15 protein-coding genes and 2 pseudogenes are annotated in these 16,838 nt (G+C 71.6%); 8 read left to right on the top strand and 9 right to left on the bottom strand.

Annotation, left to right across the window (positions count from 1 at the left end):
* Positions 1-19: 19 nt before the first annotated feature.
* The 4 genes and pseudogenes from ACFVXC_RS07085 to ACFVXC_RS07070 all read left to right on the top strand — a co-directional run.
* Positions 20-684, top strand: a pseudogene (locus ACFVXC_RS07085) (alpha/beta hydrolase); the annotation flags it as partial.
* Between the two features lie 13 nt (positions 685-697).
* Complete coding sequence (locus ACFVXC_RS07080) at positions 698-1,255, top strand: hypothetical protein (RefSeq protein WP_389903061.1); 558 nt, start codon at positions 698-700, stop codon at positions 1,253-1,255.
* Entirely contained in the window at positions 1,252-1,413 is a 162-nt protein-coding gene (locus tag ACFVXC_RS07075) for a hypothetical protein (protein ID WP_389903059.1), read from the top strand. Before ACFVXC_RS07080 ends, ACFVXC_RS07075 begins: the two co-directional genes overlap by 4 nt.
* Positions 1,403-1,692: pseudogene (locus ACFVXC_RS07070) on the top strand (response regulator transcription factor); the annotation flags it as partial. The gene ACFVXC_RS07075 and the pseudogene ACFVXC_RS07070, both read left to right, overlap by 11 nt.
* A gap of 13 nt (positions 1,693-1,705) precedes the next feature.
* Here ACFVXC_RS07070 and ACFVXC_RS07065 read toward each other — a convergent pair.
* From ACFVXC_RS07065 to ACFVXC_RS07045, 5 genes are all read right to left on the bottom strand, one after another.
* On the bottom strand, positions 1,706-2,932 hold the full coding sequence (locus tag ACFVXC_RS07065; protein WP_389902274.1) for a cytochrome P450: 1,227 nt from the start codon (positions 2,930-2,932) through the stop codon (positions 1,706-1,708).
* A gap of 19 nt (positions 2,933-2,951) precedes the next feature.
* Positions 2,952-3,620, bottom strand: coding sequence for a response regulator (locus tag ACFVXC_RS07060; RefSeq protein WP_389902272.1), 669 nt, complete (start codon positions 3,618-3,620; stop codon positions 2,952-2,954).
* The gene (locus tag ACFVXC_RS07055) at positions 3,617-4,942 is read right to left on the bottom strand and encodes a sensor histidine kinase (RefSeq protein WP_389902270.1); all 1,326 of its coding nucleotides are present in this window, start codon (positions 4,940-4,942) and stop codon (positions 3,617-3,619) included. The genes ACFVXC_RS07060 and ACFVXC_RS07055 overlap by 4 nt, the downstream gene beginning before the upstream one ends.
* Before the next feature lie 240 nt (positions 4,943-5,182).
* Positions 5,183-6,802: an ABC transporter permease gene (locus ACFVXC_RS07050; protein ID WP_389902269.1), complete on the bottom strand. Its 1,620-nt coding sequence runs from the start codon at positions 6,800-6,802 to the stop codon at positions 5,183-5,185.
* Positions 6,799-7,710, bottom strand: coding sequence for an ATP-binding cassette domain-containing protein (locus ACFVXC_RS07045; RefSeq protein WP_389902268.1), 912 nt, complete (start codon positions 7,708-7,710; stop codon positions 6,799-6,801). Before ACFVXC_RS07045 ends, ACFVXC_RS07050 begins: the two co-directional genes overlap by 4 nt.
* 93 nt (positions 7,711-7,803) lie before the next feature.
* Between ACFVXC_RS07045 and ACFVXC_RS07040 the strand changes: the two genes are divergently transcribed.
* The gene (locus tag ACFVXC_RS07040) at positions 7,804-8,304 is read left to right on the top strand and encodes a GbsR/MarR family transcriptional regulator (protein ID WP_389902266.1); all 501 of its coding nucleotides are present in this window, start codon (positions 7,804-7,806) and stop codon (positions 8,302-8,304) included.
* 78 nt (positions 8,305-8,382) lie between these two features.
* Here the strand turns inward: ACFVXC_RS07040 and ACFVXC_RS07035 are convergent, their stop codons facing one another.
* Positions 8,383-9,375 carry a diacylglycerol kinase family protein gene (locus ACFVXC_RS07035; RefSeq protein WP_389902264.1) on the bottom strand — a complete coding sequence of 331 codons (993 nt, stop codon included), beginning with the start codon at positions 9,373-9,375 and terminating at the stop codon, positions 8,383-8,385.
* A 164-nt stretch (positions 9,376-9,539) separates the two neighbouring features.
* Here ACFVXC_RS07035 and ACFVXC_RS07030 point away from each other — a divergent pair, with 164 nt between their 5' ends.
* Positions 9,540-10,823: an adenylosuccinate synthase gene (locus ACFVXC_RS07030; protein ID WP_389902263.1), complete on the top strand. Its 1,284-nt coding sequence runs from the start codon at positions 9,540-9,542 to the stop codon at positions 10,821-10,823.
* 73 nt (positions 10,824-10,896) lie between these two features.
* Here the strand turns inward: ACFVXC_RS07030 and ACFVXC_RS07025 are convergent, their stop codons facing one another.
* Positions 10,897-12,987: a serine/threonine-protein kinase gene (locus ACFVXC_RS07025; RefSeq protein ID WP_389902261.1), complete on the bottom strand. Its 2,091-nt coding sequence runs from the start codon at positions 12,985-12,987 to the stop codon at positions 10,897-10,899.
* A gap of 316 nt (positions 12,988-13,303) precedes the next feature.
* Between ACFVXC_RS07025 and ACFVXC_RS07020 the strand changes: the two genes are divergently transcribed.
* Both ACFVXC_RS07020 and ACFVXC_RS07015 read left to right on the top strand, forming a co-directional pair.
* Positions 13,304-13,969 (top strand): DUF4956 domain-containing protein, encoded by a 666-nt coding sequence (locus tag ACFVXC_RS07020; RefSeq protein ID WP_389902260.1) that lies wholly within the window; start codon positions 13,304-13,306, stop codon positions 13,967-13,969.
* Entirely contained in the window at positions 13,966-14,778 is an 813-nt protein-coding gene (locus ACFVXC_RS07015) for a VTC domain-containing protein (protein ID WP_389902258.1), read from the top strand. The genes ACFVXC_RS07020 and ACFVXC_RS07015 overlap by 4 nt, the downstream gene beginning before the upstream one ends.
* On the opposite strand, the gene ACFVXC_RS07010 is transcribed toward ACFVXC_RS07015, so the two are convergent.
* Together ACFVXC_RS07010 and ACFVXC_RS07005 are read right to left on the bottom strand one after the other, a co-directional pair.
* Positions 14,711-16,060 (bottom strand): sensor histidine kinase, encoded by a 1,350-nt coding sequence (locus ACFVXC_RS07010; RefSeq protein WP_389902257.1) that lies wholly within the window; start codon positions 16,058-16,060, stop codon positions 14,711-14,713. The genes ACFVXC_RS07015 and ACFVXC_RS07010 overlap by 68 nt on opposite strands.
* A complete protein-coding gene (locus tag ACFVXC_RS07005; RefSeq protein ID WP_389902256.1) occupies positions 16,060-16,800 on the bottom strand; it encodes a response regulator transcription factor in 741 nt (246 codons plus the stop codon). Before ACFVXC_RS07005 ends, ACFVXC_RS07010 begins: the two co-directional genes overlap by 1 nt.
* Positions 16,801-16,838 lie beyond the last annotated feature (38 nt).

Raw genomic sequence — 16,838 nt, 5'->3', positions numbered from 1 at the left:
AACTGGAAGGGAAGGACCCATGACGCCACGGGCCGGGCGGCTCAGCCGCACTCTGCTCGCCGCGCTGGTCGCGGGCGCCGTCGCCGTGCCGGTGTCGGGCGCCGTCCGCCCGCAGGTCCCGGCCCCCGCCCCGGCGGAACTCGCGCCCCTCACGGCGGGCACGCTCGACGCGGCGTACGACGCGAACCGCGCGAACGCCGCGCGGGCCGCGCGGATGGCGGCGCGGTACGGCGACCGGGGACGGGCAGGCCGACTCCGCGCCATGGCCGCGCCGGACCGCCACTTCCTCGCCTTCGACGGCCGGGGCGCGGGCAGGACCGCCGAGGTGCTCGGCGACCTGAAGGCCGCCGACCGGGTCGCCGTCCTGGTGCCTGGCTCGGACACCGGCATCGACACGTACGGGCGGTTTCGCGCGGGAGCCGTCGCCCTGCACGGCGAACTGGGCGCGCACGCGGCGGTCGTGGCCTGGCTCGGCTACGAGACGCCGGGCACGGTCAGCCCTGCCGCCCTGCCGCCCTGACGACCGGGCGCGCGGAGGAAGCGGCGCCGGCGCTCAGGGTCTTCGTCGGCGCGCTGCGCGCCGTCAATCCGCGCGCCCGCCTCTCGCTGCTCTGCCACTCGTACGGCTCGGTCGTATGCGGTCGCGCCGCCACCCAGGGGGCCGGCGGCCTGGACGTCGCCGCTCACGGGCGGCGTGGTGGCCACCGCCGGACTGATCCGCTGTGCGGGATACCCGGCGTCGATGGTCGGTGTGCCCGGTGCCGCGATCTCGAACCTGAACCCTCCGACCCTCGCCGCCGTCACCTTCGGCCTCGCGCAGTGCGGGCTCGCGACGCTGCTCAGGGAGCCGCTCGGGCGCTGGATGCGGAGGCCCGCCGCCTGGGCCGCGGTGGCCGTGGTGAACCTCTTCGCGATGACGGTCTACCTCTGGCACCAGACCGCGCTGATGGCGGTCACGGCGCTCGGCCTGCTGGCGGGCGCCCCGCTGCCGGGCCTGCACACCGTGCCGGACGGGCTCGGCTGGGTCCTGGCCCGCCTCGTCTGGCTTCCGGTGTTCGTGCTGGGGCTCGGGGTGTGCTGGGCGGCCTTCTGGACCTACGAGCAAGGGGGCCGGGGGGAGGAGCCGGGGAGGATCGCGGGTGGCGAGGGTGCACCGGCCCGGTGGGGCCGGGGATGGAACCGTGGAGCCGAAGGCGGTGCGGGGTGCATAGAGTTGATCTTGTGCGGGGTGGGGAGAGCGTGGAGGGTGCGGTGAGTGCGGACGGGGCGGTGAATGCGGACGGTGCGGTGAGTGCGGAAGGAGCGGGCCGTGAGGGTTTCGGCTCCGTCGTGCTGCCCGTCCTGCGGTCGTTCCGCGAGGAGTTGTGCACGCTCGCACCCATGCCGCTGCCCCCGCTGAGCAGCCGCGGGTGACGCGCTGCTCGCGCCCGGGATCACGCGCCGTCGCTCGGCGAGGTCCCGCGCACGCCGCTCAAGACGCGCGTGGGCGCGCTGACCGAGCGCGAGACGGAGGTTCTCGCCCTCATCGCGCAGGGTCTGTCGAACGCGGAGATAGCGGCCGCTCTTGTGGTGGCCGAGCAGACGGTGAAGACGCATGTGGGCCGCACCCTGGTGAAACTGGGCCTGCGGGACCGCACACAGGCGGCCGTCTTCGCCTACGAGACGGGGTTGGTGAGACCGTCGGGGTACTGATGTGGATCGAGCCTCACGCTTCCACCAGCAGCTCCTGAAGGCCCCGGATCACGAAGTTCGGCTTGCGCTCGGGTTCCGAGGCGAGTCGCAGCCCCGGGGCCCTGCGGAGCAACGCGCCCAGCGAGGCCGCAAGTTCGATGCGGGCCAGCGGTGCGCCGATGCAGTAGTGGATGCCCGCGCTGAAGGAGATGTGCGGGTTCTCGGCGCGGGTCAGGTCCAGGGTGGTGGGGGCGGTGAACACCGCCGGGTCGTGGTTCGCGCTGCCGAAGAGGAGGGCGACCTCGCTGCCGCGCGGGATCACGGTGCCGTCCACCTCGATGTCGTCCAGGACCCACCGCTCGAAGAACTGCAGCGGGGTGTCGTAGCGCATCAACTCCTCCACTGCGGTGGGGCCGAGTCCCCCGGGGTCCGCGCGCAGGGCGGCCAGCTGGGCGGGGTTCCGGAAGAGCGCGTACCAGCCGTTGACGGTGGCGTTGACCGTCGCCTCGTGTCCCGCGTTGAGCAGCAGCACGCAGGTGGAGATCATCTCCTGCTCGCTCAGGGACTCCCCGTCCTCGTACGCGGCGATGAGCCCGGAGATCAGGTCGTCGCCCGGCTTCTCGCGGCGCACCGCGATGAGTTCGCGCAGGTACGCCGAGAATTCGAGCGATGCCGTGACCGCCCGCGTCGCGCTCTCCTCGGACGGGTTCAGCTCGTACATCCCGCAGATGTCGGCCGACCAGGGCCGCAGCTGGTCCCGGTCGCTCTCCGGGATGCCCAGCATCTGCGCGATCACCGCGACGGGCAGCGGCTCGGCGACCCGCGCCGCGAGGTCACCGCCCCCGTCGGCCACCAGATCCCGTACGAGCCGGTCGGCGAGGCCCTCGACGTAGGGCCTGAGCTCTTCCACCGTGCGCGGTGTGAACGCCTTGGACACCAGGCGCCGGATGCGGGTGTGGGTCGGCGCCTCCAGGTCGAGCATGCCGTTGTCGTTCAGGACGTGGAACGGCTCGTGCTCGGGCGGTGGCGACTGCCGTCCGAACTCCTCGTGCGTGAAGCGGTGCAGATAGGTCCGCCCGAGCCGCCGGTCCCTCAGCAGCGCCGATACGTCGGCGTGGTGCGGGATCAGCCACTGGTCGGTCGGCTCGAAGTGGTGGACCCGCCCGGCGGCCCGCAGTCGCGCGTAGGCCGGGTACGGATCGGCGATGAACTCCGGCGACCAGGGGGCGAAGGTGGCGATGGGGGCGTTGGCGGCGTCCATGGAAGGACGGTAGTCGGGGTCAGCCCGGCGTGACCAGCCTTGCCTCGTACGCGAAGACCGCCGCCTGTGTACGGTCCCGCAGGCCCAGTTTCACCAGGACGCGGCTCACGTGGGTCTTGATCGTGGACTCGGCGACCACGAGGCGCGAGGCGATCTCCGAGTTGGACAGGCCCTGGGCCACGAGCACCAGCACCTCCGTCTCGCGTTCGGTGAGTTCGCCGTACTGCTGCGCCTGGACCGTCGCCGACAGCCGCGGTGTCCCGCCCAGTTTGGAGAACTCGGTGATGAGGCGGCGCGTCACGGAGGGCGCGAGCAGCGCCTCGCCGGCCGCCACCACCTTCACGCCGTCCGCGAGTTGGCGCGCTGACGCGTCCTTCAGGAGGAAGCCGGAGGCGCCCGCGCGCAGCGCTTGGTAGACGTACTCGTCGAGGTCGAAGGTGGTCAGGACGAGGACCTTCGACTCGACGTCCGCCGCGACGATCTCCCGGGTGGCCTCGATGCCGTTCAGCTCGGGCATGCGGATGTCCATCAGAACGACGTCCGGCTTGAGTTCGCGCACGCGCTCGACCGCCTCGCGGCCGTTGACCGCCTCGCCCACGACCTCGATGTCCGGCATCGCGTTGAGCAGGACGGAGAAGCCCTCGCGGACCATCATCTGGTCGTCGGCGATCAGTACGCGGATCGTCACTTCTGGCCTCCATCGGATTCCGGCGCGGACGCGACCGGCAGGAACACGGTGACCTCGTAGCCGCCGTCCTGGGTGTTCTCGGTCGTCATCTCGCCGTCCAGCATCGTGACACGCTCACGCATGCCGGTGAGGCCGTGGCCCGCTCCGGGCGACGGCTTGACCAGGCCGGTCGCCGGGCCGTTGACGATGCGCAGGCCAAGGCCGCCCAGGACGTAGCCGACCTCGACGCGGGCCGTGGCGCCGGGTGCGTGGCGCAGGGTGTTGCTCAGCGCCTCCTGGACGATGCGGTACGCGGAGAGCTCGACGCCCTGCGGGAGTTCGCGGACCGCGCCGGTGATCACCTTCTCGACGTTCAGGCCGGTCTCGCCGACGTTCGCGATGAGCCGGTCGAGGTCGGCGAGGGTGGGCTGCGGGGCGTCGGGCGCCTCGTAGTCCTCCGCGCGTACGACACCGAGGACGCGGCGCAGCTCGGTCAGCGCGGCCACCGCGTTCTCACGGATGGTGATGAACGCCTGTTCGAGCTCGGGCGGCGGGTTCTCGACGCGGTAGGGCGCGGCCTCCGCCTGGATGGCGACCACCGACATGTGGTGCGCGACGACGTCGTGCAGCTCGCGCGCGATCGTCGTCCGCTCCTCGAGGAGCGTGCGCTTGCCGCGCTCCATCGCGGTGGCCGTCCGCTCGACGCTGACCTCTCGCTGCGCCTCGCGGCGGACGTGCAGGAGGGAGACGGTGACGAGGGCGAGCGCGGAGAAGAAGAGCATCTGGGGCAGGTCACTGCCGTACGCGCTCGAACCCGTGAAGACCTCGACGAAGACGCCGTAGGCGGCTGTGCAGGCCCACATCCACGCGGCGGCACGCGGACGGGTCCGCACGGCGACCACCGTCATGACGGTGATGTGCGAGATGAACGAGCTGTCGGTCCACGGCCAGCCGTCCGTGCTGGGGGCGATCACGGCGATGAACGGGGTGCTCGCCAGCGAGAACCACCAGGCGCCGACGGGCCGCATCAGGGTCATGAGGACGGCGGCGGCAGGCAGGATGCCGGTGAGTACGGCGCCCATCCCGCTGCCGCTGACGGGGGCGGCCGAGTACGCGAGGACGGCGGCCATCGCGACCACGGCGTGCGGGATCCAGGCGGCGTAGGGGCGTATGCGGGCCGGAAGCCGTCGGCTCACCGGCCCGTCCGTACGCATCGGCGGCATCGGGCGGTAGGCGAAGGCGTCACGGATCAGGTCCTGGCGGAGCCCCGCGATCGCGCCCACGGCCATGCGGTGCTCCGGGCTTCGGGTACTGCTGGTGGCGGTCTTGGTCGCGTCAGTCACGCTTACGAAGGTACGGGTGCCGTGGGTGGAGGTCGTCCCCTCCTGGACGGGTTCTGCGGCGTCCGTCGCAGGTACTACGCGGGGGTACTTCGGAGCCCCGGACGCCGCTGCGGGCTTCGGCCCGGACTCCGCTGCGGGCTTTGCCCCGGACTCCGCTGCGGGCTTCGCCCCGGACGCCGCTGCGGGCTTCGCCCCGGGCCCAGGGCGCCGTCCTTTCGCAGGCCGACTCACAGGCCGACGTCAACTGATCATGTCCCTGCGCCGAAGCCCCGCGACCCCCGCCGCGACGAGCACCGCCGCGATGGTGAGAAGCACCACCACCGGCGCCCACTCCATGCCCCCGCCGGGCAGCTTCGGGAGGTGTCCGTAGGGGGAGACGTTCAGCGCCGCCTGCGCAAGGCCGAGCGCGGGGCCGATCCAGCCGATCGCCAGGCAGACCCCGGCCACCGCCCAGGCGGCGACGGCGGCCCTGGGGAACGCCCCCACGAGCAGCACCGCGAACCCGCCGAGCGCCCAGATCGCGGCCACCTGCACCAGGCACGCGCCCATGATCGGCCCGAGGTCCTGCCCGTACCCGACGGCGAGACCGAGCCCGCCCACCAGCATCAGGAGCAGCGCGCCGCCGAAGGCGATGACCAGATGGCCCGCGGCCCACCGGAGCCGCCCCACCGCGTTGGCCAGGACAGGTTCCGCCCGCTGCGAGGTCTCCTCGGCGTTCAGCCGCAGCACCGAAGCGACCACGTACAGCGAGGTGACCATGCCGAGTATGCCGACCATCGTGGCGAGGAAGGCGTCCGTGAGGCCGGACTGGCCGCCCATCCGCTCGATGATGTCGCGGGTGTTCTCGTTGCCGCCGACGATGTCCGCCGCGCCGTCGACCATCCCGCCGAAGACGACACCGGCGGCCAGGAACCCGAGCATCCAGCCGAGCACGCTGCCGCGCTGCAGCCGCCACGCGAGCGCGCCCGCCGTGGCGAGGCGGCCCTTCGCGGGGCCCGGCCGGGTCGGCAGGAAGCTCATGCCGACGTCGCGCCGCCCGGCGAGGTCGTACGCGAGGGCGCCCTGCGCCACGATCGCGGCGGCGATCAGGAGCAGCACCCACCACCGCTCACCGGCGTAGGCGCGGAGGTTCTCCACCCACCCGAGCGGTGAGATCCAGGTGAGTACGGACTCGCCGCCCCGCGTCCCCGCGTCACCGGCGGCCTTGAGCACGTACGCCGTGCCGAGCACAGCCGACGTGAGGCCCTTGGCGAGCCGCGCGCTCTCCGTGAGCTGGGCGACGATCGCCGCCATGGTGGCGAAGAGCATGCCGGTGCCCGCGACGCCGAGCCCCAGCGCGAGCGCCCCGCCCGAGCCCTGCCCCGCCATCCCGGCGGCGATGAGGAGACCCACGGCCGCGTTCGCCGTGAACGCGGCGAGCAGCGCGGCGGTCAGCGGCGCGCGCCGCCCCACCATCGCGGCGGAGATCATCTCCTGGCGCCCCGTCTCCTCCTCATCGCGCGTGTGCCGTACGACGATGATCAGGCTCATCACGGCGGCGAGGATGGCGGCGTAGACGCCGATGCGCCAGGCGGAGAGCGCCCCGATGGAGTCCCCGAACACGGGTGAGTACAGCGCCCGCATCGAGGAGTTGGCGTTCATCGACCGCATGGCGTCGGCCCGCTCGGCGGTCGTTGCGTATGTCTTCTCCAGAGCGCCCGGCATCGAGAGGACCATGCCGGCGACGACGAGGACCCAGACGGGCAGCATGACGCGGTCGCGGCGCAGGGCGAGCCTCAACAGGGTTCCCGTACCGGCGAGTTGGCCCGATCCGCCGGTGCGCGGAGCGAACCCCGAAGGTCCGGCGACGGCGGCGGTCATCGCGACACCGTCTCGCCGGTCCGCACGTCCTCCTGGTAGTGCCGCAGGAAGAGCTCCTCAAGGGTGGGCGGTGTGGAGAGGAGTGACCGGACCCCGGAGTCGGCGAGCGTACGCAGCACCGCGTCCAGCTTGTCGGTCTCGACCTGGAGCTTGACGCGGTTCCCGGACACGTCGACGTCGTGGACGCCGGGCAGCCGCGTGAGCCCGTCGGGCGGTCCCGCGAGCTCGGCGGTGACGCTGGTCCGCGTCAGGTGGCGCAGGCCGGCGAGCGAACCGCTCTCGACGGTCCGGCCCTTCCTGATGATGCTGACGCGGTCGCAGAGCGTCTCCACCTCGCTGAGGATGTGCGAGGAGAGCAGGATCGTCCGCCCCCGGCCCCGCTCCTCCTCGACGCAGCTCTGGAAGACCTCCTCCATGAGCGGGTCGAGCCCGGATGTGGGCTCGTCGAGGATGAGCACGTCGACGTCGGAGGCGAAGGCGGCGACGAGGGCGACCTTCTGCCGGTTGCCCTTGGAGTACGTACGCCCCTTCTTGGCCGGGTCGAGTTCGTACCGCTCGATGAGGTCGGCCCTGCGCGCCTGGTCGAGGCCGCCCCGCAGCTTCCCGTAGAGATCGATGACCTCGCCGCCGGAGAGGTTGCGCCACAACGTGACGTCGCCCGGTACGTACGCCACGCGCCGGTGCAGTTCGACGGCATCGCTCCACGGGTCCTTGCCGAGGAGCTGGGCGGCTCCGGAGTCGGCGCGGAGCAGGCCGAGGAGGACCCGGATGGTCGTGGACTTCCCGGCACCGTTGGGGCCGAGGAAGCCGTGGACCTCGCCGGTCTCGACGTCGAGATCGAGGCCATCGAGCGCGTGCGTCCGTCCGAACGACTTGTGCAGTCCGGAGACAGTGATTGCCTTCGTCATGTTTCAGAACGTACGCTATTTTCACAAACTTGTGAAGTTAAGGAAGCGTATAAACTCGATCACGTCCGGCGGAGCAAGGGAGATGATCGGGAGATGCCCGACGAGTCCAAGCAAGAGGCGCGACGTGACGACGAGGTCGTCTCACGTTTCGTGGAGCAGTTCGCCGCGCAGCTGGTCGAGGCGGGCATGCCGAGGATGCCCGCGAGGATCTTCGCCGCGCTCCTCGCGTCGGACTCGGGCGCGCTGACCTCGGCGGAGCTGGGGGAGCGACTGCGGGTGAGCCCGGCGGCGGTGTCGGGCGCGGTCCGCTATCTCACGCAGCAGCACATGGTGGCAAGGGAGCGTGAACCCGGCTCCCGGCGGGACCTCTTCCGGGTGCACAGCAACCAGTGGTACGAGGCGCTTGCCAACCGTGACGGCGTGCTCAAGCGCTGGGAGAGCGCCTTGCACGACGGCGTCACCAGCCTGGGCGCCGACACCCCGGCGGGCCGACGCATGGCCGAGACGCTGGCCTTCTTCGAGTTCGTCGAGCACGAGATCGCGGGAATGCTGGAGCGGTGGCGGGTGCACCGGGAGACCTTGTTCGGCAAGTAGCAAGTAGCGAGGAGCGAGGAGCGAGTAGGTCGCAGGGGGGGCGCTGAAAACCCCCTGCCCACCCCGCGGCGGTCACGGTCACCTGGGCAGCATCAAGCCCCAGGCGTCGGGCCGCACCGACCACGTCCGCGTCCGCACAGGCCCCCCGACCACGGCGTCCGCCCGGTACCGGAAATCCGGCCCGGACACCGTGATCGTCCGCGCCCGCACCCGCAGGACCTGCGGCGAGGCGCCCACCGAGGAGGGTCTGACCTCGACCTGCGCGAGGCCGTCGGCCCCGGTACTGATCGAGACCCCCTGCACCAGCTGGTCCAGGTCCACCACGAGCACCCCGTCCGCCTCCACCCGCAGCCGGACGGGCGCGGGTCCCGGCGCCGACGCGACGCGCGAGGGGTGCGCGAGGGTGCGTACGAGCGACTGGCACGTACGAAGCCAGGGGTGGTTGTCCACCACCGTCCCTCCGGAGCCGGAGCCGGAGCCGGAGCCGGAGCCGGAGCCGGAGCCGGAGCCGGAGTCGGAGCCGGAGCCGGAGCCCGGGTCCGAGGCTGAGGCCGAACCCGAGGAACCCGAGGAACCCGAGGAACCCGAGGAACCCGAAGAACCCGAGGAACCCGAAGAAGCCGAAGGCGAAGAACCCGAAGAGGCGACGGGCGGGATCCGCAGATTCCCGAGGACCACCCCGTCGCTGTCGTCGACGAGCAGATCCAGCCGCCGCTCGGCCCCTTCGAGCACCGCCCGGGCCGCGGCGACGGCCCCCGCAGGCACTCCCAGCGACCGCGAAAGAGCTTGGGACGCTCCCACCGGAACGACCGAGACCACACACGATTCGAGCTCCCGCTCGCGGTGCAGGACCGCGACGGCGCGCAGCAGCGCCCGGTCGTCACCGATCACTACGGGGCGCCGCGCACCCCTTCTGGCCAGGGCTTTCGCAAACTCCTCCGGTCCTTCCGGCAGGCAGATGCGGGCGGTCGCACCCGCGCCCAAGACATCTTTCGCGATCCGTACCGACTCACCGTCCGTGCGCCGGGCGACCGGGTCGATGACGACTAGCAGCTGGTCGCGAGCCGACAACGTGCGCCCTTTCTTTAGTCCTCGGGTAGCATCTTTGTGCAAGAGCCCCTTGCGCTATTGCGCCAGGGGCTTCGTCTATTCCGGGGCAGCATCCAAGGCACACCCATACGGCGGCTACGGCCCCTAGACCTTGGACATGCCCCGCCCGGAAGGGGTGTACGCCTGTGCCCGCACTTGTGCTGCTCGGTGCTCAGTGGGGTGACGAAGGCAAGGGAAAGGCCACCGACCTGCTCGGTGGCTCCGTGGACTATGTAGTGCGATACCAGGGCGGCAACAACGCCGGCCACACGGTCGTCGTAGGCGACCAGAAGTACGCGCTGCATCTCCTCCCTTCCGGGATTCTCTCCCCGGACTGCGTGCCCGTCATCGGCAACGGAGTCGTCGTCGACCCGTCGGTCCTGCTCTCCGAGCTGAGCGGTCTGAACGAGCGCGGCGTCGACACGTCGAAGCTTCTGATCAGCGGTAACGCGCACATCATCACGCCGTACAACGTGACCGTCGACAAGGTGACGGAACGCTTCCTCGGCAAGCGCAAGATCGGCACGACGGGCCGCGGCATCGGTCCGACGTACGCCGACAAGATCAACCGCACCGGCATCCGCGTCCAGGACCTCTACGACCAGTCGATCCTGGAGCAGAAGGTCGAGGCGGCTCTTGAGGTCAAGAACCAGCTCCTCACCAAGCTGTACAACCGCCGCGCCATCGAGGTCGGCCAGATCGTCGAGCAGCTCATGGAGCACGGCGAGAACATCAAGCAGTACGTCGCCGACACCACGCTGATCCTCAACGACGCGCTCGACGAGGACAAGGTCGTCCTGTTCGAGGGCGGCCAGGGCACGCTCCTGGACGTGGACCACGGCACGTACCCCTTCGTCACCTCATCGAACCCGACCGCGGGCGGCGCCTGCACGGGTACGGGCGTCGGCCCGACGAAGATCAGCCGCGTCATCGGCATCCTGAAGGCGTACACCACGCGTGTCGGCGCGGGCCCGTTCCCGACCGAGCTCTTCGACCAGGACGGCGAGGACCTGCGCCGCATCGGCGGCGAGCGCGGCGTCACCACCGGCCGCGACCGGCGCTGCGGCTGGTTCGACGCGCCGATCGCCCGCTACGCGACCCGCGTGAACGGCCTGACGGACTTCTTCCTCACGAAGCTGGACGTCCTGACGGGCTGGGAGCAGATCCCGGTCTGCGTGGCGTACGAGATCGACGGCAAGCGCGTCGAGGAACTCCCGTACAACCAGACGGACTTCCACCACGCGAAGCCGGTCTACGAGTACTTCCCCGGCTGGTCCGAGGACATCACCAAGGCACAGACCTTCTCCGACCTGCCGAAGAACGCGCAGGGTTACGTGAAGGCCCTGGAGGAGATGTCCGGCGCCCCGATCTCCGCGATCGGCGTGGGTCCGGGCCGCACGGAGACGATCGAGATCAACTCGTTCATCTAGCGGCTTTCGCTGTACGAGGAAGGGGGCGCCCCGGCTTCATCCGGGGCGCCCCCTTCTGCCTTCCGCGGCGTACTCAGCCCTCTTTGTCGTACGTCAGGCCCTTGTCGGTGCCGGTGTTCTCGCGGTGCAGCCTGCCGTCCGAGAGCAGCGTGACCGTGCTCGCCTTGCCCGGTGTGCAGGAGGTCGCGGGCTGGCCGACGATCACGTCCGTCGGCCCGATGCGCAGGGTGTCGCCGCTCGCCGACTCCAACTTGCCCTGGAACACGCAGTGGTACGTGCCGCCCGTGTCGGTCGGTCCGTCCGCCGTGATCGAGATGACCGTGTCGCCGACCTCGCCCTGCTGGAGGACGAGCCGGCGGGTGTTGTGGCCCAGGTTGTTCTCGATGGAGCCGCTCCAGGTGCCGAGCAACTCGTCCGGGACCGTGCCCTCCCCGGCCTTGGACGCGGGGGACGTGGGCGGGTTCTCGGGCTCCGTCGCCTTGTCGTCGGACGGTGTGCCCGGCGTCGAAGGGGCGCTGTTGGACGGCGATTTGGAGTTCGCGGCGCCCGCCTTCGTGGTGCCGTCGCCCTTCATCACCGCGTACACCGCGCCGCCCGCTCCTATGGCCACTATGACGGCCACCGCGATGAGTGCGGCGGTGGACCGACTGTTGCGGCGCGGGGGCTCGGGCTGGGGGTGGACGAGCGGGCCGTACGGGGGTGTGGGGCCGTAGGGCGGGGTGGGGCCGTACGGGCCTTGCTGGGGGTAGCCGTAGCCGGGCTGAGGGTGTTGCTGGGGCTGAGGCTGCTGTTGGGGGTGCTGCTGGGGGTAGCCGTACGCCGGGCCCGGTGGGGGTGTGGGGCGCGGTGCCTGGCCGGCGATCATCGTGGGGAGGTGGTCGAGCGGGGCCTCGCCGGGTCTTCCGGGCGGGGGCGGGGTGTCGCCGTCGGCGGGGGCGGCGGTGGGAGTGGGAGCGGGAGTGGGGGCGGAGTCGGCTCCGTTTCCGGCAGCGGCAGCGGCAGCCGCAGCCGCAGCGGCCCCGGCTCCGGCGGCTCCAGTTCCGGGCGCGCCAGCGCCAGCACCATCACCAATGCCAGCGCCAGCGCCAGCTCCGGACTCGGCGGACTTGGGCGCGGCGCCCTCGCCCCCCGTGGCCAGGTCTTTCGGCGGCGCGAGCGACACCGGCGGAACCGCCCCCTTGGATCCGTTGACGGACGGCGACTTGGCCCCGCCCCCGCTCCCGCCCCCGTCCCCGCCCTCGTCCGGATCCTCCGTGTCGAGCAACTGCACCGCATGGCGGCCGAGTTGGGCCACCAGCGCGCCCGGAAGCCACGGGTCCCGCGTCCGGCCGCCGTCGCCGAGCGTGTCCTGCGCGCCGGTCCGTTCGAGGAGCTGCTCCAGCGAAGGGCGGTCCGCGGGGTTCTTGCGCAGGCAGTCGCCGACCAGCTCGGCCAGCTCCTCCGGAAGGTCCTCCAGATTCGGCTCCTCCTGCGCGATACGGAACATCAGCGCGTGCACGCCGCTGTTGGCCGTGCCGAACGGCAGCGCGCCCGAAGCCGCGTACGCGAGGACCGAACCCAGGCAGAACACATCGCACGCCGGAGTGATCCGGTCGCCCCGCACCTGCTCGGGCGCCATGAAGCCGGGCGAGCCGACGAGGGCGCCGGTGCGGGTCAGGCCGCCGTCGGTCACCGTTTCGAGGGCGCGGGCGATGCCGAAGTCGATGACGCGGGGTCCGTCGATCGTGACGAGCACGTTCGACGGCTTGAGGTCGCGGTGGATGAGGCCCGCCGCGTGGATGTCCTTGAGGGCGTTGGCGAGCCCGGCCGCCAGTATCTTCACGGACCGCTCGGGCAGCGGCCCGTGGTCGCGCGAGATGACGCTCTGGAGCGAGGGCCCCGCGACATATCCCGTGGCCAGCCAGGGGATCGCCGCATCGGTGTCCGCGTCGAGCACCGGCGCCGTCCACGCGCCGCCGACCCGCCGCGCCGCCTGCACCTCCTGCCGGAAGCGGTTCCTGAACTCCTCCTGCTCGGCGAGCTCTTCACGCACCAGCTTCACCGCGACCGTACGTCCCCGGTCGGATCGCGCCAGATAGACGTGCCCCATGCCGCCCGCGCCGAGCCGCGCGAGCAGCCGATAGGCGCCTATTCGCGGTGGATCCCCGAGCCCCAGCTTCTCCATCGTCGCCCCGACCTCCCCCGTTGGTGTGCAACAGATCGAGGATAGTCGCGTGGTCCGACATCGGGGCACGTACCGCCCGCTACGGCTCCGTAACGGGTTGTTGCGCATGAGCCGGGAGAGGCCGCGCCGCGCGAGGAGATCGGCGACGCGCCGCACGCTCTGCCGGGTGACGCCCATCGCGCGGGCGATTGCGGCGACGGGCAGGGTCTCAGGCGGGGAGGCACCGAGCACCTGCCGCCAGGCGGCGGTGAGAGCGCCCGGCTCGTTAACTCCCACTGGGGGCGCCCTTAACCCGCCGTTCCCTAGCGTTCTGGTCATGGACAGCGCAGAAAACCTCGGGCAGATGGCCGCCCACCTCGGCCTCGACCTGGTGGCCGTGACCCTTCTGACCTTCGGGGTCTTCTACCCACGGCACCGCAGACGCGAGTTGGTCCCCGCCTACCTCGCCCTGAACGTCGCGCTCTTCGCGGTCGTCTCCGCTCTCGCGAGCGCCGGCGGCAACGGCGGGCTCGCGCTCGGGTTCGGGCTCTTCGGAGTGCTCTCGATCGTGCGGCTCCGCTCGGACGCGCTGCAGCACCAGGAAGTGGCGTACTACTTCATCACCCTCGTACTCGGCCTCCTCTGCGGCCTTCCGGGCCTCGACCTGCCGGTCGCCGCCGGGCTCGCCGCCGTGCTGCTCCTGGTGATGTACGTCGCCGACCACCCCCGCCTCTTCGCAGGCGACCGCCGGACCGTCATCACCCTGGACGCCGTGTACCGCGACGAGACCGAGCTCCGTGCCGAACTGTCGCGGCGCCTGGGAGAGCCGCTCGGCTGGACCGTCCAGGAAGTCGATTACGTCCGAGACCTGATGGTTCTGGAAGTCCGCTTCCGGCAACCGGAACCTTCCGAGAGGGCCGGGGAGTTCCTACGTACGGAACCACGACGCCGCACGACCCGGTCCCGCACGCCTGCCGTCCCCCACCAGAAGGAGACCGTGTGAACCCCGCCGTACGCGCCATCGGACGAGCCGCGCTCGCCGCGCACCCCATCTCGCTCGACGAGGTCAACGCCCGGGCGGAGCTGCTCGCCCGCTACGACAACAGCTATCTCGTGCCGGTCGAGATCTTCGACGACCTGGCGGCGCTGCTCACGGACCCGCGCCGCGCCTCCGGCCCCTTCCGGGCGCTGAGCATCGGCGGAAAGCGCTGGTTCAACTACCACTCCACGTACTACGACACCCCTGAGCTCCTTACCTACCACCACCACCGGCAGGGCAGGCGGCTGCGCTACCGCATCCGCGAGCGGGTCTACCAGGACAGCGGCGAGCGGCAGTTCGAGATCAAGCTGAAGAGCGGGCGCGGCGAGACGGTCAAGCACCGCCAGCGCCTGGAGGGCGACGACCGCGTGCTCGACGCCGAGCGGCAGGGCTTCCTCAGGGGCGTGCTGAGCGGGTCGTACGGGATCGAGGCGCCGGGCGGCCTGACGACGGCCCTCGTCACCGAGTACCAGCGGGCGACCTTCGTCGCCGACGGCCAGCGCATCACGTGCGACGCGGGACTCGTCGTCCGGGACGTGGCCACGGGCCGGTCGGTGGCGGCGGACTCCGGGCTCGTTCTGGTGGAGACCAAGACGCAGGGGCATCTGACGGAGGCGGACCGTGTCCTTCACCGGTACGGGGTGCGGGCCGCGGACTTCACGAAGTACTGCGGCGGTTTCGCCGCGCTGCGCCCCGAGTTGGGTGTCAACCGGTGGGCTCGTTCCGTCCGGGTCGCGTTTCCGCGGGCCGCGGCGGTGCCTGCGGGAAGGTGAGGGTCACCCGGGTGCCGTGGTTGGCGTCCGACGCCATGTCGAAGGTGCCGCCCGCCGTCTGTGCCGTGCGGCGGGCGATGTCCAGGCCGAGCCCCGTGGAGCCACCGCCGCTGGAGCCGCGTTCCGCCGCGTAGGTGGCGGGGAGGCCGGGGCCTTCGTCGGCGACGACGAGCTGGGCCTGCCCCGCCGGGTCGGTACGGACGGTGATGCGGAACGGGGTGCCCTGGGGCGTGTGGTCGAGGACGTTGCCGATGAGGGCGTCGATGGCGGCGGTGAGGTCGTCCTCGGGGACGGGCACCGGGTGGGTTCCCTGCTGGGTCGACGTCTCGGTCTCCCGCCCCTGATCCTCCGCCAAGGGCAGCCAGAAAGCGGCGCGTTCGCGGGCCACGGCGGCCAGGTCCGCGTAAGGGGCGTCCCGGAATGGGCGGCGGGCCTTACGGATCACGTCGTCGACGCTGCGTTCGAGGGCCGCGACGTCCGCGGCGATACGGTGCGCGTCCTCCGAGTCGCGGAGGGTCTCGGCGTCCAGGCGGAGGGCGGCGACGGGGGTGCGGAGGCGGTGGGCGAGGTCGGCGGCGTTCTCGCGTTCGGCGGTGAGGAGTTCGTCGATGCGGGTGGCGAGGTGGTTGAGCTGACCTGCGACGAGCCGGAGTTCGGGCGGGCCCTCGGGCGTGGCGCGCGCGGTGAGGTCACCGGCGGCGAGACGGTCCGCGGTGCGGGCGAGGCGCCTGGTGGCGCCGACCAGACGGGCGCCGAGACGGTCGGCGAGGAGCAGCCCGATGAGTACGAGGCCGACCCCGATCCCGGCGAGCACGAGCCAGGAGGTCATGGTCCCCGCGTACAGCTGGCGCTCGGTGAGGGTGACCTGGACGACCGCGGTGCCGTCGGCGGCGCCCTGCACGGGGACGAGGACCTCACGGCCGCCGGTGGAGGGCTCGTAGGTGAAGGCGCGACCGGTGCGGGCGAGCCGGACGGCCTCGGTGATGTGGGCCTGCTGATGCCGGGGATCAGGACCGATGACGGTGCCGTCGGCGAAGACGAGTGACGTGTTCGGCAGATCGGACGCGTTGACGCTCTCCACGGTCTGCTCGGCGGTCTCGCGCTCCTCCGAGGTGGCGAGGTCGGGCCCGATGGCGTGCGCCACCCACTGGGCGCGGGCGGTGGCTTCGGCGGTGGTGCGGTCGGCGGCGTGGGTGCGGGTGAGGAGGGTGAGGGGGACGAGGAGGGCGGTGAGCACCAGGGCGGTGGTGGCGGCGGTGAGGAGGAGAAGACTGCGGCGCATCAGCGGGCCCCGGGGCCTTGGTCTGCGGGGGGTTCTTCGGGGGGCTCTTCGGACGGTCCTTCCGGGGGTGTCAGCTTTACGCCCACGGTGCGGACGGTGTGGAGGTAGCGGGGCGCTTGGGCGGTCTCGCCCAGTTTCCGGCGGAGCCAGGAGAGATGGACGTCGACGGTCTTGTCGGCCCCGCCGAGGGGCTGCTGCCACACCTCGGCCAGGAGTTCGCGGCGGGAGACGACTTGGCCGGGTCGGTGGGCGAGGTAGGCGAGAAGCTCGAACTCGCGGGGGGTGAGGTCCAGCGGGCTCTCGTCGAGGGTGACTTCGCGGGAGGCGGGATCGATGGCGAGGCCTCCCACCCGCAGAGGCTCCTCGGCCACCTCGGTCGCGCCGAGGCGGCGCAGCACCGCCTTGATACGGGCGTCCAGCTGGGCGGCACCGAACGGCTTGATGATGTAGTCGTCGGCTCCGTCCTCCAGGATCGCCACCATCTCCGGTTCGTCGTCGCGTGCGGTCGCGACGATGACGGGTACGTCGCTGACAGCACGGAGCATGCGCAGGATCTGGGCGCCGTCCACGTCCGGAAGACCCAGGTCGAGCACGACGAGGTCGGGGCGGTGGGTGACCGCCGCGTCCAGGCCTGCCATGCCGCTGGGCGCGGTGGCGACGGCGTGCCCTTTGTCGCGCAGGGCGCGCACCAGGGCACCGCGCAGCTGGGGATCGTCCTCCACGACGAGAAGATGGGCCATACATCCACCGTAGTCAGTGCCTTTGGGCAGCCCTTAAC

Source organism: Streptomyces sp. NPDC058257, assembly GCF_042881845.1.
GTDB lineage: Bacteria > Actinomycetota > Actinomycetes > Streptomycetales > Streptomycetaceae > Streptomyces.
Note: the sequence above shows the minus strand (reverse complement) of the source record. Positions and strands in the feature narration are given on the sequence as shown.

Coding starts and splice junctions, on each gene's coding strand:
- ACFVXC_RS07065 (WP_389902274.1), bottom strand. CDS start 2,932: ATGGACGCCGCCAACGCCCCCATCGCCACCTTCGCCCCCTGGTCGCCG.
- ACFVXC_RS07050 (WP_389902269.1), bottom strand. CDS start 6,802: ATGACCGCCGCCGTCGCCGGACCTTCGGGGTTCGCTCCGCGCACCGGC.
- ACFVXC_RS07045 (WP_389902268.1), bottom strand. CDS start 7,710: ATGACGAAGGCAATCACTGTCTCCGGACTGCACAAGTCGTTCGGACGG.
- ACFVXC_RS07040 (WP_389902266.1), top strand. CDS start 7,804: ATGCCCGACGAGTCCAAGCAAGAGGCGCGACGTGACGACGAGGTCGTC.
- ACFVXC_RS07025 (WP_389902261.1), bottom strand. CDS start 12,987: ATGGAGAAGCTGGGGCTCGGGGATCCACCGCGAATAGGCGCCTATCGG.
- ACFVXC_RS07020 (WP_389902260.1), top strand. CDS start 13,304: ATGGACAGCGCAGAAAACCTCGGGCAGATGGCCGCCCACCTCGGCCTC.
- ACFVXC_RS07010 (WP_389902257.1), bottom strand. CDS start 16,060: ATGCGCCGCAGTCTTCTCCTCCTCACCGCCGCCACCACCGCCCTGGTG.
- ACFVXC_RS07005 (WP_389902256.1), bottom strand. CDS start 16,800: ATGGCCCATCTTCTCGTCGTGGAGGACGATCCCCAGCTGCGCGGTGCC.